Raw genomic sequence first — 21,612 nt, forward strand, 5'->3', positions numbered from 1 at the left:
CGCCTCTACGCGGGGCGTTCTATTCAGCGCGCAGGCGGAACCAGTAGAAGCCGTGTCCCGCCAGGGTCAGCAGGTACGGCCACTCGCCGATCGGCGGGAAGCGGACGTCACCGGTGAGTTCCACCGGCACCCGTCCGTTGAACGACCGCAGATCCAGCTCGGTGGGCTGCGCGAAGCGGGAGAAGTTGTGCACGCACAGCACCAGGTCGTCCCCGTACTCGCGCAGGAAGGCCAGTACCGCCGGGTTGGACGAGGGCAGTTCGGTGTACGAACCGAGTCCGAAGGCCGGGTTGGCCTTGCGGACCTCGATCATCCGGCGGGTCCAGTGCAGCAGCGACGAGGGTGATGCCATCGCGGCTTCGACATTGGTCACCTGGTACCCGTGGACCGGGTCCATGATGACCGGCAGGTTCAGCCTGCCCGGATCGCACGAGGAGAAACCGGCGTTGCGGTCCGGCGTCCACTGCATCGGGGTGCGCACGCCGTCGCGGTCGCCGAGCCAGATGTTGTCGCCCATGCCGATCTCGTCGCCGTAGTACAGCACCGGGGAACCCGGCAGCGACAGGAGCAGGGCGGTGAACAGCTCCATCTGGTTGCGGTCGTTGTCCAGCAGCGGGGCGAGCCGGCGCCGGATGCCGATGTTGGCCCGCATGCGCGGGTCCTTGGCGTACTCGGCGTACATGTAGTCGCGCTCTTCGTCCGTGACCATTTCGAGGGTGAGCTCGTCGTGGTTGCGCAGGAAGATGCCCCACTGGCAGCGGTCCGGGATCGCCGGGGTCTTCGCCAGGATTTCGGAGACCGGGTAGCGGGACTCTCTTCGTACGGCCATGAAGATGCGCGGCATGACGGGGAAGTGGAAGGCCATGTGGCACTCGTCCCCGCCCTTCTGGAAGTCGCCGAAGTAGTCCACGACGTCCTCGGGCCACTGGTTCGCCTCGGCGAGCAGCACGGTGTCCGGGTAGTGGGCGTCGATCTCGGCGCGGACCGCTTTGAGGAGGGTGTGGGTGCGCGGCAGGTTCTCGCAGTTGGTGCCCTCCTCGGCGTACAGGTAGGGCACGGCGTCGAGGCGGAAGCCGTCGATGCCGAGGTCGAGCCAGAAGCGGAGCGCGGAGACGATCTCCTCGACGACCGCCGGGTTCTCGTAGTTGAGGTCCGGCTGGTGGGAGAAGAACCGGTGCCAGTAGTACTGCTTGCGGACCGGGTCGTACGTCCAGTTCGACGTCTCGGTGTCGACGAAGATGATGCGGGCGTCCTGGAACTGTTTGTCGTTGTCGGCCCACATGTAGTAGTCGCCGTAGGGCCCCTCGGGGTCCTTGCGGGACTGCTGGAACCACTCGTGCTGATCGCTCGTGTGGTTCATGACGAAGTCGATGATCACCCGCATGCCGCGGGTGTGGGCCGCGTCCACGAACTCCACGAAGTCGGCGAGGTCGCCGAACTCGGGCAGCACGGAGGTGTAGTCGGCGACGTCGTAGCCCCCGTCGCGCAGGGGCGAGGCGAAGAACGGCGGGAGCCACAGGCAGTCGACGCCGAGCCACTGGAGGTAGTCCAGCTTGGCGGTGAGCCCCTTGAGGTCACCCACGCCGTCGCCGTTGCTGTCGTGGAAGGAGCGGACGAGGACCTCGTAGAAGACCGCCCGCTTGAACCAGTCGGGGTCGCGGTCCTTGACGGGGGTGTCCTCGAAGGTGTCGTGGACGGGATCGTTGATCATCATGAGGTGGGTGACCCTCCGGTGGGCGGGGACGGTCGCAGGGCCGCCAGCACGTGCGCGGGCGTGCGGCCCGGTTCCAGGCGCACGTAGTTGGCCCTGCCCCAGTGATAGGTCTCGCCGGTGAGCTCGTCGCGCACCGCGAGGGACCCGTGCCAGTCGAGGCCGAGTACCGGCATGTCCAACGAGACCGTCGCCTCCTGGGTGTGGTGCGGATCGAGGTTGACGACCACCAGTACGGAATTGCCACCCGCGTGCTTCGAATAGGCGATCACCTGTTCGTTGTCGGTCGGATGGAAATGGATGTCGCGCAGCTGCTGGAGCGCGGGGTTGCGGCGGCGCATCCGGTTCAGGGCGGTGATCAGCGGGGCGATCGTGCGGCCCTCGCGGTCGGCGGCGGCCCAGTCGCGCGGACGCAGCTCGTACTTCTCCGAGTTCAGGTACTCCTCGCTGCCCTCCTTGACGGCGGCGTTCTCGCAGAGCTCGTAACCGGCGTAGACCCCCCAGGTCGGGGAGAGGGTGGCGGCGAGGACCGCGCGGATCTCGAAGGCGGGCCGGCCCCCGTGCTGAAGGTAGGCGTGGAGGATGTCCGGGGTGTTGACGAAGAAATTCGGGCGCATGACGGAGGCCGAGCGGGTGTCCGCGAGCTCGGTCACGTACTCGGTCAGCTCGTCCTTGGTGTTGCGCCAGGTGAAGTACGTGTAGGACTGCTGGAAACCGATGGCGGCCAGGGCCCGCATCATCGCGGGTCGGGTGAAGGCCTCGGCCAGGAAGATCACGTCGGGGTCGGACTTGTTGATGTCCGCGATCACCCGCTGCCAGAAGACCACCGGCTTGGTGTGCGGATTGTCGACCCGGAAGATGCGGACGCCGTGGTCCATCCAGTGCCGCAGGATCCGCACCGTCTCCTCCACGATGCCGGCCATGTCGGTGTCGAAGTGGATCGGGACGATGTCCTGGTACTTCTTCGGCGGGTTCTCGGCGTACGCGATGGTCCCGTCGGCGCGGTGGCGGAACCACTCCGGGTGCTTCTCCACCCACGGGTGGTCCGGGGAGCACTGCAGGGCGAAGTCCAGCGCCACCTCGATGCGCAGCTCGCGGGCCTTGGCGACGAAGGCGTCGAAGTCCTCCAGAGTGCCGAGCTCGGGGTGGACGGCCTCGTGGCCGCCCTCGGTGGAACCGATGGCCCAGGGCACACCCGGGTCCCAACTTCCCGCGGACAGCGTGTTGTTGGGCCCCTTGCGGAAGGTGCTCCCGATCGGGTGGATGGGTGGCAGGTACACCACGTCGAAGCCCATCGCGGCGATGGCCGGCAGGCGTTCGGCGGCGGTCCGGAAGGTCCCGCTGACGGGAGCGCCACCCGGCTCCAGCACCGCTCCCTCCGACCGGGGGAACATCTCGTACCAGGAGCCGAAGAGGGCCCGCTTGCGCTCGATCAGCAGCGGCAGCGGCTTGGAGGCGGTCACCAGCTCCCGCAGCGGGCGCCGCGCGAGCGCCGCCGCGGCCTCGGGCGCGAGGGCGGCCGCGTACCGTACGGCGACGGCCCGGTCCTCGTCGCGCATCGCGTCGGCGGCGCCGAGCACGTGCTCGCGCCCGTCCCGCTTGGGAATCTTCGCGGCGGCCCGCTCGTACAGCTCGGCACCCTCCAGGAGCACCAGCCCCGTGTCCATGCCGGCGGGAATCTTGATCGCCGCATGCGCCCGCCAGGTGGCCACCGGGTCGCTCCACGCCTCGACGGTGTACGTCCACCTCCCCTCGACCTCGGCGGACACCCGAGCCCCCCACCGGTCGGTACCGGGAGCGAGCTCGGCGAGGGGCACGGGGGGCCGGAGCCGCCCGCTCGGATCTCGGAGGACGACATGGGCCGCCACGGCGTCGTGCCCCTCGCGGAACACGGTGGCGGAAATCTCGAATACCTCGTCCACGACCGCCTTGGCGGGTCTGACGCCGCAGTCGACGGCGGGGCGGACGTCCAGCACGGGAATGCGACCGATCATGATGGGATCACCTGGGGGCAGTTCGCAGGGCTCGGTGACAACAGGCCAGCCGGTATGACGGCTGGTAGTGCACGCTCTGTTCGCTCTGTTTCTAGCCGCTCGGAAGACGGCTGGGCTGCGGGCATGGCCGCTCCTGTCCGCGTTCACTCGGGTGGCGGGAGAGGTTCGGGGGAGGGTGCGCCGTGCGCGTACCCGGGAGCCCTTCCCACTCCAGCCCGGCCCAACCCGCGTGCTCGGTTAACTACTCGTACGTAGTCGAACGGCCGTCCCGGGGGCACGGCTCGACATCCGCCGATGCTCCGTCAACTCGGAAAGTACTAACGGATGTCCGCAGGGCCCGAGGCGCCATGGTCCGGGAGGGGCGTCGGCGCTAGCCTTCCCGGGGTGACGCTCGGGGTGCACAGCGTGGTGCGCCCGCACCGATCCGTAATCCCCTGCGAAGGTGGAACGCGTGAAGGCTATCCGTCGATTCACCGTGCGCCCCGTCCTCCCCGAGACCCTCTCGCCGCTCGCCGACCTCGCGCGCAACCTGCGCTGGTCCTGGCACGGCGAGACCCGTGAGCTCTTCCAATCCGTCGATCCCGAGGGCTGGCAGGCCGCCGGCGGGGATCCCGTCCGGCTGCTCGGCGCGGTGTCCGCCGCGCGGATCGCCGAGCTCGCCGCAGACCGGCGGTTCCTGAGGCGGCTGGCCGTAGCCGCCGCCGACCTCGACGACTACGTCCACGGCGGGAGGTGGTACCAGAGCCACGAGGCCGCCGCGGAGCTCCCCGCCGCCATCGCCTACTTCTCGCCCGAGTTCGGGATCACCGCCGCCCTGCCCCAGTACTCCGGCGGGCTCGGAATCCTCGCCGGGGACCACCTCAAGGCCGCCAGCGACCTCGGCGTGCCCCTCATCGGGGTCGGGCTGCTGTACCGGCACGGCTACTTCCGCCAGTCCCTCTCCCGGGACGGCTGGCAGCAGGAGCACTATCCGGTGCTCGACCCCAACGAACTGCCCGTCGCCCTGGTCCGGGAGGAGGGCGGCGCCCCGGCGCGGGTCTCCCTCAGCCTGCCCGGCGGCCGGGCCCTGCACGCGCACATCTGGCAGGCCCGCGTCGGCCGGGTGCCGCTGCTGCTCCTGGACTCCGACGTCGAGGACAACGACGCCGTCGCCCGCGAGGTGACCGACCGGCTCTACGGCGGCGGGAGCGACCACCGGCTGCTCCAGGAGATGCTTCTCGGCATCGGCGGGGTGCGGGCCGTCCGGGCCTACTGCCGGATCACCGGGCATCCCGGCCCCGAGGTCTTCCACACCAATGAGGGGCACGCCGGGTTCCTGGGGCTGGAGCGCATAAGGGAACTGGAGGGGCAGCAGGGCCTCGGTTTCGACGCCGCCGTCGAAGCCGTACGGGCCGGGACCGTGTTCACCACGCACACCCCCGTCCCCGCCGGCATCGACCGCTTCGACCGGGCCCTGGTCGCACGCCACTTCGGCGAGGGCGGCGAACTGGCCGGCGTACCCGTCGACCGGATCCTGGCACTGGGCGCCGAGACCTACCCCGGCGGCGACCCCGGGGTGTTCAACATGGCCGTGATGGGGCTGCGCCTCGCCCAGCGCGCCAACGGGGTCTCCACCCTGCACGGCGCCGTCAGCCGGGAGATGTTCGCCGGGCTCTGGCCGGGCTTCGACCCCGCCGACGTACCCATCACCTCCGTCACCAACGGGGTGCACGCACCGACCTGGGTGGCGCCGGAGGTCGTGAAGCTCGGCGCGCGGCAGATCGGCGCCGGGCGCACCGAGGACGCGCTCTCGGTCGGCGGCTCCCAGCGCTGGGACGCCGTGGCCGACATCCCCGACCAGGACGTCTGGGACCTGCGGCGGGTGCTCAGGGAGCAGCTGGTCCAGGAGGTACGGGACCGCCTGCGCGCCTCCTGGCGCCAGCGCGGGGCCGCCGACGCCGAGCTGGGCTGGGTGGACTCCGTACTCGACCCGGACGTGCTGACCATCGGGTTCGCCCGCCGGGTGCCGTCGTACAAGCGGCTCACGCTGATGCTGCGCGACCCCGACCGCCTGCGCCGCCTGCTGCTGGACCCGGACCGGCCCGTGCAGATCGTGGTCGCGGGCAAGGCGCACCCGGCCGACGACGGCGGGAAGCGGCTCGTGCAGGAGCTGGTGCGGTTCGCCGACGACCCGCGCGTGCGCCACCGGATCGTCTTCCTGCCCGACTACGGCATGGCCATGGCCCAGAAGCTCTACCCGGGCTGCGACGTCTGGCTGAACAACCCGCTGCGCCCGCTGGAGGCGTGCGGCACCAGCGGGATGAAGGCGGCGCTCAACGGCTGCCTCAACCTTTCCGTCCTGGACGGCTGGTGGGACGAATGGTTCGAGCCGGACTTCGGCTGGGCCATCCCGACCGCCGACGGCCTCGGCGCGGACGAGAACCGCCGCGACGCCCTGGAGGCGAATGCCCTCTACGACCTGATCGAGGGCCGGGTCGCCCCCCGGTTCTACGACCGGGCCGGACACACCGGGCTGCCGGTGCGGTGGATCGAGATGGTGCGCCGGACCCTGGTCTCACTCGGGCCCAAGGTACTGGCGGGACGCATGGTGCGGGAGTACGTGGAGCGGCTCTACGCGCCGGCCGCGCTCTCCCACCGCGCCCTGACCCCGGACGCGGCACGGGACCTCGCCTGGTGGAAGGGCCGGGTCCGCGCGGCCTGGCCGCAGCTCACCGTCGAGCACGTGGAGGCGCTGACGGCGGGCCCGGTCGGCGGCACCGCCGAACTCGGGGCCACCCTGACCCTGCGCGTGCAGGTCTCGCTCGACACCCTCGCTCCCGAGGACGTGGAAGTGCAGGCCGTCGCGGGCCGGGTCGACGCGCAGGACGTGATCCAGGGCGGCCGGACCTTCCCGCTCAAGCCCGCGGGCGGACCCGACCTGGAGGGACGCTGGCTGTACGAGGGCCCCCTCGCCCTCGACCGTACGGGGCCCTTCGGCTACACCGTACGGATCCTGCCCGCCCATCCGCTGCTGGCGACCCCGGCGGAACTGGGTCTGGTCGCCGGACCGGTGGACACGGAGGCGGGGGGCGGGGTGCTGCTGCGGTAGCGAGGCGGTCGCGGTGGTCGCGCGGCGGTTCCACGGGACCGTCCGCGCGGCCGCCCGGCCCGCCGGTCACGGAGCGGGCGGCGGGTCGACCAGCCGCCCGTCCTCCACCAGCATGCCGGCCCGCTTGATGCTGCGCAGGCTCGGGATCACCTCCACCTGCCCCACCCCCTCCACCGCGCCGATCCGCTCGGTCAGGTAGGTGTAGAGCGCCTCCGTGTCCCGGCACACCACCACCGCCATCAGGGAGGCCGACCCGGTCACGGCCGCCGCGAACGCGACCTCGCGGTGGCTCGCCAGGGCGGCCCCGACCTGCGCCAGCCGGGCCGGCGGGACCGTCAGCACCAGCGTCGCCTCCGCCTCGTAGCCGAGCAGCGAGGGGACGAACTCCACGTCGAAGAAGACCGCCCCGAGATCGCGCAGCCGCTCCAGCCGGCGCCGGGCCGTGGACTCGGACAGGCCTCCCGCGCGCGCCAGTTCCGGATACCCGGCGCGGCCGTCCCGGCCCAGCACGGCGAGCAGCGCCAGCTCCGCCTGGTCCAGGGCGTACGGCGGGTCCGGCTCGGGCCGCGGCTGCGCGGGCGGCCGTTGCAGGGCGGCGACCTGGCCCGGGCGCAGCAGGTCCATGCCGGCCCAGGCATCGGGGCCGCCGAAGAACTTCCGCAGGATGGTGTGGGCGCTGATGCCGGTGACCCGGCGGGTGCGCGGCAGCTTCTCCAGGAGCAGGGTGTCCCGGTCCTTGCGGGTGCGGGCCCGGGTCATGCAGTGGACCTCGGTGCCGCCCGAGTTCAGGTTCACCCACGCGATGTCCGGGCGCCGGGCGAGGGCCTCGGCCACCGGGAGCGCCGCGTCGGGGGCGCACTGCACGCGCAGCCAGGACTCGAACAGCCCGACGCGACTGCCCAGCGGGAGTCCGACGACCCGGATCAGGCCGGTGGTCCGCAGGTGCCGGTAGCGGCGTACGACGGTCTGGTCGGAGACCTCCAGAACCTCGGCGAGCTTGCTGAAGGGAGCCCGGCCGTCGATCGTGAGGGCCTGGACCAGGCACCGGTCGAGTGCGTCCAGCTCCGTGGCATTCATGGTTTCCATCATCGCAGGGCCGCCCATGAGTGAAATGCGCCAAGACATGGCCGCTGGGTGGGGGAAGGGGAGAAGGTCCTGGGACCTTGGGTCCACCGGGGACCGCCCCCCGGGCCTTCGCCCCCTCCGTGATCCGAGGAGAAACTCCCATGCGTAAATGGCTGCCGTTGACGGCGGTGTGTCTCGGGGCCTTCATGCTCCTGATCGACGTCACGATCGTGACCGTCGCGCTGCCCGACATGGCGGCCGACATGCACACGGGCTTCTCCGCGCTCCAGTGGGTGATGGACGTCTACGCCCTCGCCCTGGCCGCCCTGCTGCTCGGCGCCGGCTCGCTCGCCGACCGGATCGGCCGGCGCCGCGTCTACCTCGGCGGGCTCGGGCTCTTCGCCGCCGCCTCCCTCGCCTGCGGCCTGGCCGACGGCCCGGCCGCGCTCATCGCCTTCCGCGCCGTCCAGGGCATCGGCGGCGCCGCGATGTTCGCCACCACCATGGCCCTGCTCAGCTCCGCCTACCAGGGCCGCGACCGGGGCATCGCCTTCGGTGTCTGGGGCGCGGTCAACGGAGCCGCCGCCGCGGCCGGTCCGATCGTCGGCGGGCTGCTCACCGAGCAGTTCGGCTGGCGCTGGATCTTCTTCATCAACCTCCCGGTCTGCGCCCTGGCCGTGTACGTCACCCTCAAGGCCGTCACCGAGTCCCGCGATCCGCACGCCAGGGGGCTGGACCTGCCCGGCATGGTCACCTTCACCACCGGCGCCGCGGCCGTCACCTACGCCCTCATCCGCGGGGGCGAGAAGGGCTGGACCTCGGCGACCACCCTCGGCCTGTTCGCCCTGGGCGCCGCCGCCTTCGCCGCCTTCGTCCTGGTCGAACTGCGCAGCTCCCGCCCGATGCTCGACCTCTCGCTCTTCCGCAGCCCCGCCTTCGTCGCCGTGATGGCCGCCTCGCTGCTGATGTCCGGGGCCGCTTTCGGCTACCTGATGTACGTCTCGCTGTGGCTGCAGAGCGCCGAGGGCATGGGGCCGGTGGGCGCCGGTCTGGTACTGCTGCCGCTCAGCCTGTCGGCCTTCTTCGTCGCCGCCGCGAGCGGCAAGCTGCTGCACGGGGCCTCGCCCCGGATCACCATCGGCGGCGGGCTGCTCCTGATCGGCGCGGGCGCGCTGCTCCAGGGCTGGCTGCTGGACGCGGGCGACGGCTGGACGGCGCTGGTGGCCGGCATGGTCGTCACCGGTGTGGGCGTCGGGCTGATCTCCCCGGCCCTGGCGGCCGCCGCGATGGGAGCCGTGCCCCCGGCCCGCGCCGGCATGGCGGGCGGAGCGCTGAACACGGCCCGGCAGCTGGGCATGGCACTGGGGATCGCGGTGCTCGGCGCGGTCTTCCAGTCCGGGCTGGCGGACGGCCTGGCGGGCTCCGGCCAGCCGCACGGCACGGCCGAGACACTGGCCGGCGGTGGCGCGGGACAGCTGCTGCACGCGGCTCCGGGGGCCCGGCACTGGGTGGAGGCGGCCTTCGCGAGCGGGCTGCGCGACACCTTCTGGGTCTCGGGCGCGATGGGTCTGGCGGGCGCGCTGATCCTGGTGCTCCTGGTCCGGCGGCCCGCGGCGGCGCAGGCCCGGGCGGGGGAGCGGGCGGGGGAGCGGGCCCCGGCGGGTGACCGGCGGGCTCCGCAGGGGCTGCCGGGCCAGGCGGCCCCTGCGGGGGCGCCGGACGCGGCGGGCGAACGCACCGCCGTCTGAGCCGCCCTGGTGGCCGTACGCGCCCGTGTGCCCCCGGACCCCGAGCGGATCCGGGGGCACACGGGCGACCTGTGCCGCGGGGCGACCGGGAGGGTGAACCTTCGAACGCGCCTCCGTGCCGAATCGTTTCAGCAGGGCTGTCCGCTCCTACGCTGCCCGCGGATGCCAACCGGACCCGGCATCCGAGGAACCCGAGAAACGGACTCCCCAATGCGTCTTCGCACCACCGCCGCCGCACTCGTCGGCGCCCTCGCGCTCGTCCTGCCGACCGCCGGGCTGTCGTACGCCAACGGACACGACGACGACCGCGAGCATCTCGGCACGCTGCACTACCGCTACGCCGACGAGGACGGCGACCGCCACAACGGGCAGATCCACCCGGCGGACAACGACACCTGCTACCGGCTGACGCACACCACCGAGCGCCGTCCCGCCTTCGAGGTGAAGAACGAGACGGAGTCCCTCGCGGTGGTCTACAGCAACCGCACCTGCGCCGGGGTACCGGAGGCGGAGCTGGAGCCGGGCGAGCGACTGAGGGACACGGACGTGGCCTCCGTGTACTTCAAGCCGGTCGACGACGACCGCCACGAGGGCCGTCACGACGGACGTCACGACGACGACCGCCGTGACGACGACCGCCGTGACGACTGGCGTGACGACGAGGACCGCAGCCACGGGGGCCGCGCCCTCGAGGCCCCGACCGACCAGATGTCGGACGTCCTCGACCACGTCTTCCGTTCCATCGGCTGACCTGCGGTCGCAAGGGCCCGGCACCTTTCGGGGTGCCGGGCCCTTCGCCTGCCGCTCGCCGTGCGCCGCGCCTCAGCCGGCGGCGGGCCGGCCCGCTCCGGCCGCCAGCCACCGCACCACGTCGGCCGCGGCGTACGGCCCGGCGTCCGGGGAGAGCCGCGGCAGGAACGACAGGTCCTTGCCGATCGTCACCAGCGGTGGCTCGACCCGGCCGTGCGGCCGCCGCTGCGCCAGCCCGATCGTGGCCAGCAGGCCGTTGCACAGGCAGTGGCGGCCCTTGGTGTCGGAGGCCTCGCCGCCCTTGCGGACGTACGCGGCCACCGGCTCGGCCGCGCACCGGTAGACCAGCCCGCGGGGGCCCCGTACGGGAGTGCGCAGGAACCCGAGGTCGCAGACCCGGCGCCGGTCCCCGGCCACCTCCGGTTCGGCGACGGTCCCGGGCAGGTCCGCCACCTTGAAGGGGAACGCCGTCGGAGAGGCCTCGGGGTCGTTGCGGACCGAGAGGGTGCCGGCGTGGGCCCGGTCCAGCAGCTCCTCGCGCAGGTGGCGGGCCATCCCGGACTCCTCGCACAGCGCGAAGGCGCTGCCGATCTGGACTCCGGCCGCCCCCTCGGCGAGGGCGCCGGCCACCGCCTCCGGGCTCGCCTGGCCGCCGGCGAGCCAGAACGGCAGTCCCAGCGCCGCCATTTTGGCGAGATCCGGGTTGTCGCGCGGGCCGTAGACCGGCTCGCCCTCCTCGTCCAGCTTCAGCGGTCCGCGCGGCGGGGCACTGTGCCCGCCGGCCTGGCTGGTCTCGATCACGAAGCCGTCCGGGCGGGTGATCTCGTCCCGGGCCAGATAGGTGGCCAGCACCGGGAGCGAGACGATGGCCAGCACGTGGGGGCGGCGCAGCGGGCCGGGCAGGTGCCCGGCGAGCAGGGCGCGCGGGTCGAAGAGGTGCTCCAGGGGCTCCTCGTCGCCCTCCACGTGGATCTTGCTCACACAGCGTTCGTAGCGCGCCAGCCGCGAGGCGAGGGCAGGGATCTGACCGGGGACTCCCGCACCCACGAGCACGTAGTCGACGCCTGCCAGGACCGCGCCGAACATCGCGGGGGCGGTGGCGAGCTGGATCTTCTCCAAGTAGTTGATGCCGATGACACCTTCATGTCCCTCCTTGGCGAGCCAGACCTCGACGAAGTTACCGAGGACGGTGAGGATCTCGGCCTGCGACCCACCGGTGGCCCGCAGCCGCGGGGTCGTGCGCATCGGGACGCCTTCCGCGAGGCCGTCCTCGCGGAAGTAGAGGTCGAGCGCGGTCTGGGCGAGCTCCGGGAGCGGGAAGGCGGCCAGGGCCCGGCGGGCGTGGCCACCGGGGTCGCCGGTCTGCAGCACGCGGGCCAGTACGACGTCCAGTGCCGTCCCGGAGACCACGCCCAGCTGGCCCTCGCGGCCGACGGCCGAGGCCAGCCGCCAGCCCGAGACGCCGACGCCCATGCCGCCCTGGATCAGCCAGGGGTGCTGCGCGGCGGGGGCGTTCGTGGGGGTCTGCGGCATGGGTCACGTCCTCGGAATCACCCGAACCTACGGTTCCGTAGGTTCGCTGATTTCCACTATGACCCTGGAGCGGGCCGCTGGACGGCGCCGAAGGTCCCGGCCCTCAGGGCAACTGGACCCGGCCCGGCGGGGGCGAATGGAACAGGGCCGCCCGGGGAGGTCTGCTCCCGGGCGGCCCCGTGATCTAGCGGTTCAGCTCTCGCTCACACCTGCTCCCTCGTGGGGATCAGAAGGTGAGCTTCCAACTGTCGATCTTGCCGGTGTCCAGGCTGGCCAGGTCGGCGACCCGCAGCTTCCAGGTTCCGGCCGCGACCTCGGAGGAGGCGTTGACCGTGAACTGCTGGACGATGTTGTCCGCGCTGCCGCCGGTGCGGTTGCGCAGGTTGTAGACGGTGCCGTCGGGGGCGACGAGGTCGACCTTCAGGTCACCGACGTAGGTGTGGACGATGTTCACGTCCACCTTGAGGGCGCTCGGGGCGTTGCCCGTGCGGCTCACGGCGATCGGGGACTCCACCGTGGCGTTGTCCGCGATCGCGTAGTCGGTCGTGTTCTCGAAGACCGTCTGCTGCGAGGTCCCGACGGTCCAGACGAAGGACGCCGTACCGGTCTGGCTCGCCGAGTCCGTCACCGTGACCGTCGTGTTGTACGTACCGGCGGTGGAGGCGGTCCCGGAGATCAGGCCGGTCGAGGAGTTGATCGACAGCCCGGTCGGCAGACCCGTGGCCGCGTAGCTCAGGGCACCGGCGTTGGTGCTGGTGGCCTGCACCTGGAGGCTGACGGCGCTGCCCGTGACGGTGTTCTGGTTACCGGGGTTGGTGACCGAGACACCCGCGACGATGCGGGGACCGACGTTGATGCCGGCCCACGCGTTGGCCACGTTGTTGTAGGTGGTGGAGCCGACCCCGTAGAGGTCGCCGGCGGCCTTGAGCGTCTGGACGCGGGCGTCGGCGTAGTTGGTGTTCGACTTGAAGTAGCCGACCGTCAGCGCACGGAACCAGATCTTCGCGGCGGCCTCGCGGCCGATCGCGGTGACCGGGAGGTTGTCCGAGGTGGGCGAGTTGTAGCTCACGCCGTTGATGACCTTGGCGCCGGAGCCCTCGGACATCAGGTAGAAGACGTGGTTGGCCGGGCCCGAGGAGTAGTGGACGTCGATGCCGCCGATGCCGGAGTACCACGCGTCCTTGGAACCGCCGTCCTTGCTCGGCTTGTCCATGTAGCGCAGCGGCGTGCCGTCACCGTTGATGTTGATCTTCTCGCCGACCAGGTAGTCGCCGACGTCGGACGGGTTGTTGGCGTTGAACTCGACGGCCGCCGCCATGATGTCGGAGGTCGCCTCGTTCAGGCCGCCGGGCTCGCCCGAGTAGGTCATGTTGCCGGTGACCGAGGTCAGACCGTGGGTCATCTCGTGCGCGGCCACGTCGATGGACGTCAGCGGGTGCGTGTTGCTGGTGCCGTCGCCGTACGTCATGCAGAAGCAGGAGTCGTCCCAGAACGCGTTGACGTACGCGTTGCCGTAGTGGACCCGGCTGTACGGGGCCACGCCGTCGTTGCGCAGGCCGTTGCGGCCGTGCACGTTCTTGTAGTAGTCCCAGGTCAGCGCGGCGCCGTAGTGCGCGTCGGCGGCGGCGGTAGCGCGGTTGGAGGCGGCGCCGGTGCCCCAGGTGTCGCTGGTGCTGGAGAACAGCGTGCCCGTGCCGGAGCCCGAGCCGCCGTTCAGGTCGTAGGTCTTGTGCGAGCCGCGGGCGGCATCGGTCAGCGTGAAGTTGCTGCCCGACTGCGAGGTGCCCAGCGTCACCTGACCGCTGTACATCGTGTTGCCGACGCCGGTCTCGATGGCCTGCCACTCGGTGATCTTCGCGCCGGTCTTGGCGTTGGTGACCACGTGCAGCTGGCTCGGCGTGCCGTCGTGCTGGAGTCCGCCGACGACGGTCTCGAAGGCGAGGACCGGGGCGCCGGTGGCGGCCCAGATCACCTTGCGGGCGCCCTTGTCGGCCTTGGCGTCCTTGGCGCCCGCCGCGTTGGCGGAGGAGATCGCCGCGCCCTCGGCCGAGGCCGGGGTGACGGAGGCGGTGGTGTCCGCGACCTTGATGTCCGCGTTGGTGGCCTTGGTGACGCTCTTGGTGACGCCGTCCTTGGCGTGGACGGTCAGGTCACCGCCGAGCACCGGTATGCCGTCGTAGGTGCGCTCGTACGTCGTGTGCGTGGTGCCGTCCGCGTCCTTGACGACGTCGCGGACGATGAGCTTCTCCGTGCCGGCGAGGCCGAGGGCCTTGGCCGCCTGCGTGGTGGTGGAGTTGGCCTCAGCAAGGAGCGTCGCACGCTCCGAAGCGCTGAGTGCGCGGTTGGCCGCGCCCGGGTTGGCCTGGGCGACCGAGCCGGCCTGCGACGCGGTGGCGTCGGCACTGGCGGTTCCGGTCTGGATGCCTACGGCGAGGAGAGCGGCCGCGGCAACAAGCGCGCCGGCCGTGGTGGCACGCCGCTGGGGGGTGGGACTCAACGCAGACTCCTTCTGCAAGGGGGGTTCCGGATGGCTGGGTGGGCCTCCGGGCAGATCGGGCTGGTGCGAAGAACGGTCGAAGAGTGCCACTTGGGCGCCGTGATGTCAGGGCCGCGTCAAAAGGTTGGCTGGAAACGGTTCGTTGTCCGAAGAGACGTATCCGGTATCCGGAACATTCACTTTGGTGTGGGAGAGAAGCGATCAATATCCGGAATGCGCCATACCGGCCGCTAACGCTTGGGCAACAAGATGTCCGGTTCTGAGAATCAGCATTTACCGTACGGGTGTTTGTCGTACTGTTTCCCGGTGCGTCGTATGTTCGCTGCCTGGGGAAGCCGCGGACTGGCGCCACTGTCAGAGACCACGTGCCAGGGGGGCCCATGAGGCATGTCCATATACCTGTGCAAAGAGTGGCCAGGAGAGCGCTCGGCCCGGCGATGCCGGACCGCAGGCTCACCGACAAGGCCCGCTGGTACCTGCCCGCCGCGGTCGCGGCGGACATCGTCGGTGCCGGCGTACCCGTCGGGCTGGTCTTCGAGGCGGCCCAGCAGGCCAGGCCCGTCTACTGCGCGCTCGGCGCCGCCCTGGCCTGGACCGGGGTGCAGCTGCTGCGGCGGCGGTACGCGGCCCGGGCGCTGGGTGAATCCCGGGGAGTTCTGCCGGTCGTACACGACTGGCTGATTCTGATCGGCCTACTCGCCGTGGCCCGCGTGGTCACCGGTGAGAACACCCCCCGGCTGTCCGCGCTCGGAGCGCTCCTGCCCGCTCTGCTCATCACCATCGCCTGTCACAAGCTGACCTACCGCCACCTCTCCGCCGCCCGGCGCGAGGCCCAGGCGGTCAGCCGGGTGTTGGTCATCGGCGAGCCCGCGGCCGCCGAGTCGGTCATAGGGCACCTCGCCGCGCGCACCGACCACCCGTACGTGGTCGTCGGGGTGGTCCCCGTCGGCGCCGGCGGGCCGGACAGCGGCGTGCCCGTGGCCGCGCGGCTCGGCTCCGAGATGGCGCCGGCGCCGAACGGGGACACCGCCACCGTGCTCGGTGCCGTCGCCGCTCACCGCGCCGACCTGGTGCTCGTCGCCCCGGGGGCCCGGCTCGGGGGAGAGCGGCTGCGGCGGATCTCCTGGGCCCTGCACGACGCCGGGCTGGAACTGGCGGTCTTCCCCGGCCTGGTGGAGGTATCCGTCAAACGCCTGGAGACGCTGAACGCGGGTGGCCTGGCCATGCTGCGGGTGGCCCCGCCGGTGAGCCGGGGCATGCAGACCCTGCTGAAGTCGGTCCTGGACCGGGTGGCCGCGGCGATCGGGCTGATACTGCTGTCGCCGGCCTTCCTCGGAACGATCCTGGCGATCCGCCTGGGCTCGCGCGGGCCGGCCTTCTACCGGCAGCGGCGCATAGGCCGTGACGGGGTGCCGTTCGTCATGTGGAAGTTCCGCACGATGGTCGTCGACGCCGACGCGCGCAAGGCCGAGCTGTCCGGGTCCAACGAGAACGACGGCCTGATGTTCAAGATGCGCCGCGACCCCCGGGTGACCCGGGTGGGCCGGCTGCTGCGCCGCACGTCCATGGACGAACTGCCACAGCTGATCAATGTGGTGACCGGCCGCATGTCACTGGTCGGTCCGCGCCCGCCGCTGCCGGAGGAGGTGGCCCAGTACGACGAGACCGAACTGCGCCGGCTCACGGTACGGCCGGGGATGACCGGGCTGTGGCAGATCAGCGGGCGGTCGGACCTGTCCTGGGACGAAACGATCCAGCTCGACCTGCAGTACGTGGACAACTGGTCCTTCACCAGTGATGTCGACGTCATGGGCCGCACGCTCCGCGCCGTGGTCGACGGTCGCGGAGCGTACTGAGGCACCGGGGCCCCTGTAGTGAGATCAGCTCGGCCCGCGGCCCTGCTCGAGGCTCTGCTCGCGCCACCACGCGTAGGTGGCGGCGATGCCGTCGCGCAGCGGGACCGCGGGCTTCCACCCGAGCGCGCGCAGCCGGGTCACGTCCAGCAGCTTGCGGGGCGTGCCGTCGGGCTTGGACGTGTCCCACGCGAGCCGGCCGCGGAAGCCGGTCACATCGGCGACGGTTTCGGCGAGGGCCTTGATGGTCAGGTCCTCGCCGCAGCCGATGTTGACCGGCTCGGCGCCGTCGTACTCGCGCAGCAGGACGGCGCAGGCGGCCGCCAGGTCGTCCACGTGCAGGAATTCCCGGCGGGGCGTGCCCGAGCCCCACAGGGTGACCTCCTCGCGTCCCTCGGTCGCCGCCTCGTGGAAGCGGCGGATGAGGGCGGGCAGGACGTGCGAGGACTCGAGGTCGAAGTTGTCGCCCGGGCCGTAGAGGTTCGTGGGCATGGCGGAGATGTACGAGGCCCCGTACTGCTTGCGGTACGACTGGACCTGGACGATGCCGGCGATCTTCGCCAGGGCGTACGCCTCGTTCGTGGGCTCCAGCGGGCCGGTCAGCAGGGAGTCCTCGCTGATGGGCTGCGGGGCCAGCTTGGGATAGATGCAGGAGGACCCCAGGAACAGCAGCCGGCCGACCTCGGCGGCGTGCGCGCCGGCGACGACGCTCAGCTGGATCTTGAGGTTGTCCTCCAGGAACTGCACCGGGAACGTGCTGTTGGCCATGATCCCGCCGACCTTGGCGGCAGCCAGGACGACGGCGTCGGGCCGGACGTCCCGCAGGTACGCAGCAGTCGCGGCGGCATCGCGCAGGTCGAGGTCGGCACGGCCCCGGGTGAGTACCTCGTACCCGTCGGCGGCGAGTCGGCGGACGACCGCGGACCCCACGAGACCGCGGTGGCCGGCGACGAAGACGCGGGCGTTCGAAGGCAGGAACGGCGAACTTGTCATACCGCCGATGATGCCAGTCCGGCGAGAGTGGAGTTACGGGGGCGACACCGCTCCGGCCGCCGCTCCCGCCACCGCGAGGGCCACCGTGACCGGCCGCGGCGGCCGCCGCTTCCACACCGCGGATGTGAAAAGACCCGTTCCGGATGAGCGGTGTACCGTACCCATCCAGTCCTCTCGGGGTGGGGACACCTGCCGCGCCGGCCGCTCGGGGGCCGGGGCGCAGCCCCAGTACAACAAGACCGCAACGATCCCCAGGGGGGACCAAAATGGGCAAGACCGCGCTGATCACGGGCGTCACCGGGCAGGACGGCTCGTACCTCGCCGAACTTCTGCTTTCCAAGGGCTACACGGTGCACGGGCTCGTGCGGCGGTCGTCCAGCTTCAACACGGAGCGGATCGACCACATCTACCAGGACCCGCAGACGGCGAATCGTTCCTTCGTGCTGCACCACGCCGACCTCTCGGACGGCGTGGCCCTGGTGAACCTGCTCCGCGACATACGTCCCGACGAGGTCTACAACCTCGGCGCGCAGTCGCACGTCCGCGTCTCCTTCGACGCCCCGCTGTACACCGGTGACGTGACCGGCCTCGGCGCCCTGCGCCTGCTGGAGGCGATCCGGGCCAGCGGCGTGGACACCCGCATCTACCAGGCCTCGTCCTCCGAGATGTACGGCGCCACCCCGCCCCCGCAGAACGAGGCCACCCCGTTCCACCCGCGCAGCCCGTACGGCGCCGCGAAGGTCTTCGCGTACTGGACGACGGTGAACTACCGCGAGGCGTACGGAATGTTCGCCGTCAACGGGATCCTCTTCAACCACGAGTCCCCGCGCCGCGGCGAGACCTTCGTGACCCGCAAGATCACCCGCGCGGTCGCCCGGATCAAGGCGGGCCTCCAGGAGAAGCTCTACCTGGGCAACCTCGACGCCGTCCGCGACTGGGGCTACGCCCCGGAGTACGTGGACGCCATGTGGCGGATGCTCCAGCAGGACGAGGCCACCGACTACGTCGTGGCCACCGGCGTCGCCGCCACCGTCCGCGAGTTCGTCGAGGCCTCCTTCGCCCACGCCGGTCTCGACTGGAACGAGCACGTGCGCTACGACCCCAAGTACGAGCGCCCCAGCGAGGTCGACGCCCTCATCGGTGACGCCTCGAAGGCCCATGACCTGCTCGGCTGGAAGCCGACGGTCCTGGTGGCCGAACTGGCCAGGATCATGGTCGACGCGGACATCCGCCAGGTCGAGGACCAGCTGGCGGGCATGAGCGTCCGCATCGACCGCTGAGGGCTTGTATTTCGCCTACTATTCGCCATGTCCCGGTCATTCCCGCAGCTGTCGATGGGTGTGGCCGGGCTAAACCTGCCATATGTCCGTAGTGCACCCCTCCATGGCGGACTCGTTCATTCCAAGTTGGTATGCAATGAGTCAAGCGTGGTGACCGGGCCCCCGCACGAGCCCTAGTCTGCGCCAGTACATATGGCTGTTCGGATAGATCCAGCCATTCAAACCGGGCAATTGCCCTGGGGGGCTCATGCGTAGATCCAGAGGGCTGACTGCTGCCCTCGTCCTGTCACTGGCCGGTGCCGGCACCGCCGTCGGCCTGGTGCTGATACCCGAGGCGTCGGCCATCACGCAGCCGGTCGCCTTCACCGCCGACGACCTGCCGACGTGGCAGCCGAACGGCATCGTGTGGGCGATGGACCAGGCCAACGGCACGGTCTTCGCCGGTGGCACCTTCTCGGCCGTCCGCCCGCCCGACGGTGCGGCCGGTGCCGAGCAGGAAGCCGTGAACTTCGTCGCGCTCGACGCGGCGACGGGCGCCCCGAGCTCCTGCAAGCTCTCCTTCACCGGCGCCGACGGCAGCGCGACCGTGCGCGCCCTCACCGTCTCGAAGGACAAGAAGACCCTGTACGCCGCCGGCTACTTCGGCGCCGTCAACGGCACTCCGGTCTCCAGCGTCGCCGCCATCGACATCGCGACCTGCACCCCCAAGGCCTCGTTCCACCCGAACTTCCCCGCCACCGTGCGGGCGCTCGCGGTCACCGACGACACCCTCTACGCCGCCGGAGACTTCAGCACCGTCGAGGGCCAGACCCGCGAGCGGTTCGCCGCGGTCGACGCCGGCTCCGGTGCGCTCAAGCCCTTCGTCGCGAACGTGGACGAGCCCGGCCGCGCCGTCGCGCTCAGCAACGACGGCAAGAACGTCCTGCTGGGCGGTGACTTCTTCACGGTCAACGGCTCCAACAGCCACGCGCTGGCCGTCGTGAACGCCACCACCGGCGCCGTCGTCAAGACCTACGGCAACATCCCGTCGAACTCGGTCGTCAAGACCATCGCGGCCGACCCCACGGGCTACTACACCGGCAACGAGGGCTCCGGCGGCGGCGTCTTCGACGGCCGCATCGGTCTCGCCACCGACTTCAACGAGAAGTGGCGCGACCGCTGCCTGGGTGCCACCCAGGCCGTGCTGCCGTACGACGGAGTCCTCTACAGCTCCTCGCACGCGCACAACTGCGAGCTGGAGGGCCAGTTCCCCGACGGCAAGCGCAACTTCTTCAACGCGCAGCTGACCGACTGGCCGGGCGCCGCTCCCGCGCCCATCGACGGGTTCGTGCGCAGCCCCGCGAAGCTCGGCTGGCACCCCGACGCCAACGACGGCCTGGGCGAGGGCATCGGCCCGCGCGTGATGGCCATCGCGGAGAAGAGCAGCACCAAGTACATGTGGATCGGCGGTGAGTTCACCCTCATCAACGGCAAGGCCCAGCAGGCCCTGACCCGCTTCGCCTCCACCGGCGACGTCGGCGCCCCGACCACCCCGGTCTCCAGCGTCTCCAGCGTCAAGCCCGGTGAGGTCCAGGTCCGCTGGCGCACCAGCTACGACCAGGACGACAGCAAGCTGACCTACCGCATCTACCGCAACGGTTCCGCGACCCCGATCGCCACCGTCAGCGCGGAATCCCTGGCCTGGCAGCGCCAGCAGGCCTCCTGGACGGACTCCACGGCCAAGGCCGGCCAGTCCTACAGCTACCGGGTGAGCGCGACCGACGCGGCGGGCAACACCAGCGCCCTGTCGGCCAGCACTTCGGTGTCGGTCCCGAACTCGGTCCTCGCGTACCCCAACCAGGTCCGTGAGGACGGCGCCAACCTGTACTGGCGCTACGACGACACCGTCAGCCCGTACGTCGCCGACTCCTCGGTCGCCGGCAACACCAGCGGCATCCAGTTCAACGCCCCGGCGCTGCGCCAGACCCCGGGCGCCGTCAGCGGTGCCAGCACGGCCATGGGCTTCAACGGCACCAGCCACCAGGTGTACAGCGACCACCGCCAGACGGTGGGCAGCAGCTACACCATCGAGACGTGGTTCAAGACGAACACCACGCGCGGCGGCAAGCTGGTCGGCTTCGGCAGCAACCAGGACCGCAACAGCAGCATCTACGACAAGATGCTGTACATGACCAACAACGGCCGGATCTTCTTCGGGGTCAACCCGGGCTCGACGAAGACCGTCTCCACCGGCCTGTTCGACACGTACAACGACAACAAGTGGCACCACGTGGTCGCCACCCAGGGTCCCGCCGGAATGGCGCTGTACGTGGACGGTCAGAACAAGGGCACCCTGAACGTCACCGGCTCCCAGCAGTTCGAGGGCTACTGGCACGTCGGCGGCGACAACCTCGCCAGCTGGCCGAGCAGGCCCACCTCCAACTACTGGGCCGGTCAGCTGGACGAGACGGCCATCTACCCGAAGGTGCTGACCGAGGCCCAGGTGAAGAACCACTTCAACCTGGCCAAGGCTCCCACCGACACGGTCTCCAAGGTCAGCGCGACCGAGGACACCTACATCAACCAGGGTGCCCCGAGCGCCGCCAACGGCACGGCCACCTCGCTGGCCGTCCGCGGGACCTCGGCCTACGAGACGTACCTGCGCTTCGACATCCCGGCCGCCCCGGCCGGCCAGGTGCTGAAGTCCGCCTCGCTGCAGATCAAGACCACGACGGCGGCGGGTGCCGGTACGGCCGACACCGTATCCGTGGTCCCGGTCACCGGCAGCTGGAGCGGTGCGGGCACGACCTTCAAGACCAAGCCCACGCTCGGGACCACCCCGCTCGGCTCCTTCGCGGGAATCCCGGACGGCTCGGCGGTCCAGAGCACGCCGCTGGACACCGCCGCGCTCTCCGCGGTGCTGGGCAGCAGCTACAGCCTGGGCCTGACGAGCACGGGCACCGACCCGCTGTGGCTCTGGTCCTCGGAGTCGACGGCCGCGGACGCCGTGCCGCAGCTGATCCTCACCTTCGGCGCGAAGTAACCGCTTGACGGAGTGCGGGGCCCGGCCGCCGGTGCGGCCGGGCCCCGCAGGCCCATCTCATACGTACGGGAGCCACCT

The 21,612-nt window shown here is 71.1% G+C and carries 12 protein-coding genes; 6 read left to right on the forward strand and 6 right to left on the reverse strand.

Going from position 1 to position 21,612, the window contains the following annotated elements; all coding sequences use genetic code 11:
* Nucleotides 1-19: 19 nt before the first annotated feature.
* The gene (treS, locus tag OG389_RS26100; protein WP_328300875.1) at nt 20-1,714 is read right to left on the reverse strand and encodes a maltose alpha-D-glucosyltransferase; all 1,695 of its coding nucleotides are present in this window, start codon (nt 1,712-1,714) and stop codon (nt 20-22) included.
* On the reverse strand, nt 1,711-3,705 hold the full coding sequence (locus tag OG389_RS26105; protein WP_328300876.1) for an alpha-1,4-glucan--maltose-1-phosphate maltosyltransferase: 1,995 nt from the start codon (nt 3,703-3,705) through the stop codon (nt 1,711-1,713). Before OG389_RS26105 ends, treS begins: the two co-directional genes overlap by 4 nt.
* A gap of 451 nt (nt 3,706-4,156) precedes the next feature.
* Between OG389_RS26105 and glgP the strand changes: the two genes are divergently transcribed.
* On the forward strand, nt 4,157-6,793 hold the full coding sequence (glgP, locus tag OG389_RS26110; protein ID WP_328300877.1) for an alpha-glucan family phosphorylase: 2,637 nt from the start codon (nt 4,157-4,159) through the stop codon (nt 6,791-6,793).
* A gap of 66 nt (nt 6,794-6,859) precedes the next feature.
* Here the strand turns inward: glgP and OG389_RS26115 are convergent, their stop codons facing one another.
* Nucleotides 6,860-7,870, reverse strand: a complete 1,011-nt coding sequence (locus tag OG389_RS26115) for an Lrp/AsnC family transcriptional regulator (protein WP_328300878.1) — start codon at nt 7,868-7,870, stop codon at nt 6,860-6,862.
* 149 nt (nt 7,871-8,019) lie between these two features.
* Here OG389_RS26115 and OG389_RS26120 point away from each other — a divergent pair, with 149 nt between their 5' ends.
* Nucleotides 8,020-9,606 carry an MFS transporter gene (locus OG389_RS26120; RefSeq protein ID WP_328300879.1) on the forward strand — a complete coding sequence of 529 codons (1,587 nt, stop codon included), beginning with the start codon at nt 8,020-8,022 and terminating at the stop codon, nt 9,604-9,606.
* Nucleotides 9,607-9,816: 210 nt separating this feature from the next.
* Nucleotides 9,817-10,356, forward strand: a complete 540-nt coding sequence (locus tag OG389_RS26125; RefSeq protein WP_328300880.1) for a hypothetical protein — start codon at nt 9,817-9,819, stop codon at nt 10,354-10,356.
* Nucleotides 10,357-10,428: 72 nt separating this feature from the next.
* On the opposite strand, the gene OG389_RS26130 is transcribed toward OG389_RS26125, so the two are convergent.
* The gene (locus tag OG389_RS26130; RefSeq protein ID WP_328300881.1) at nt 10,429-11,889 is read right to left on the reverse strand and encodes a nitronate monooxygenase; all 1,461 of its coding nucleotides are present in this window, start codon (nt 11,887-11,889) and stop codon (nt 10,429-10,431) included.
* Nucleotides 11,890-12,115: 226 nt separating this feature from the next.
* A complete protein-coding gene (locus OG389_RS26135) occupies nt 12,116-14,386 on the reverse strand; it encodes a M4 family metallopeptidase (RefSeq protein ID WP_328300882.1) in 2,271 nt (756 codons plus the stop codon).
* A 380-nt stretch (nt 14,387-14,766) separates the two neighbouring features.
* Between OG389_RS26135 and OG389_RS26140 the strand changes: the two genes are divergently transcribed.
* Nucleotides 14,767-16,242 (forward strand): sugar transferase, encoded by a 1,476-nt coding sequence (locus OG389_RS26140; RefSeq protein ID WP_443059342.1) that lies wholly within the window; start codon nt 14,767-14,769, stop codon nt 16,240-16,242.
* Between the two features lie 24 nt (nt 16,243-16,266).
* Here the strand turns inward: OG389_RS26140 and OG389_RS26145 are convergent, their stop codons facing one another.
* A complete protein-coding gene (locus tag OG389_RS26145) occupies nt 16,267-17,232 on the reverse strand; it encodes a GDP-L-fucose synthase family protein (protein WP_328300883.1) in 966 nt (321 codons plus the stop codon).
* 266 nt (nt 17,233-17,498) lie between these two features.
* Here OG389_RS26145 and gmd point away from each other — a divergent pair, with 266 nt between their 5' ends.
* Both gmd and OG389_RS26155 read left to right on the forward strand, forming a co-directional pair.
* Nucleotides 17,499-18,512: a GDP-mannose 4,6-dehydratase gene (gmd, locus tag OG389_RS26150; protein WP_328300884.1), complete on the forward strand. Its 1,014-nt coding sequence runs from the start codon at nt 17,499-17,501 to the stop codon at nt 18,510-18,512.
* A 247-nt stretch (nt 18,513-18,759) separates the two neighbouring features.
* Nucleotides 18,760-21,534 carry a LamG-like jellyroll fold domain-containing protein gene (locus OG389_RS26155; RefSeq protein WP_328300885.1) on the forward strand — a complete coding sequence of 925 codons (2,775 nt, stop codon included), beginning with the start codon at nt 18,760-18,762 and terminating at the stop codon, nt 21,532-21,534.
* Nucleotides 21,535-21,612 lie beyond the last annotated feature (78 nt).

The sequence above is a fragment of the Streptomyces sp. NBC_00435 genome (assembly GCF_036014235.1).
In the GTDB taxonomy this organism is placed as follows: domain Bacteria; phylum Actinomycetota; class Actinomycetes; order Streptomycetales; family Streptomycetaceae; genus Streptomyces.

Bases quoted from the DNA above. Each gene is read 5' to 3' on its own strand.
- OG389_RS26140 (WP_443059342.1), top strand. From the start codon at position 14,767: ATGAGGCATGTCCATATACCTGTGCAAAGAGTGGCCAGGAGAGCGCTC.
- OG389_RS26145 (WP_328300883.1), bottom strand. From the start codon at position 17,232: ATGACAAGTTCGCCGTTCCTGCCTTCGAACGCCCGCGTCTTCGTCGCC.
- OG389_RS26120 (WP_328300879.1), top strand. From the start codon at position 8,020: ATGCGTAAATGGCTGCCGTTGACGGCGGTGTGTCTCGGGGCCTTCATG.
- treS (WP_328300875.1), bottom strand. From the start codon at position 1,714: ATGATGATCAACGATCCCGTCCACGACACCTTCGAGGACACCCCCGTC.
- OG389_RS26115 (WP_328300878.1), bottom strand. From the start codon at position 7,870: ATGAATGCCACGGAGCTGGACGCACTCGACCGGTGCCTGGTCCAGGCC.
- OG389_RS26105 (WP_328300876.1), bottom strand. From the start codon at position 3,705: ATGATCGGTCGCATTCCCGTGCTGGACGTCCGCCCCGCCGTCGACTGC.
- gmd (WP_328300884.1), top strand. From the start codon at position 17,499: ATGGGCAAGACCGCGCTGATCACGGGCGTCACCGGGCAGGACGGCTCG.
- OG389_RS26155 (WP_328300885.1), top strand. From the start codon at position 18,760: ATGCGTAGATCCAGAGGGCTGACTGCTGCCCTCGTCCTGTCACTGGCC.
- OG389_RS26125 (WP_328300880.1), top strand. From the start codon at position 9,817: ATGCGTCTTCGCACCACCGCCGCCGCACTCGTCGGCGCCCTCGCGCTC.
- OG389_RS26130 (WP_328300881.1), bottom strand. From the start codon at position 11,889: ATGCCGCAGACCCCCACGAACGCCCCCGCCGCGCAGCACCCCTGGCTG.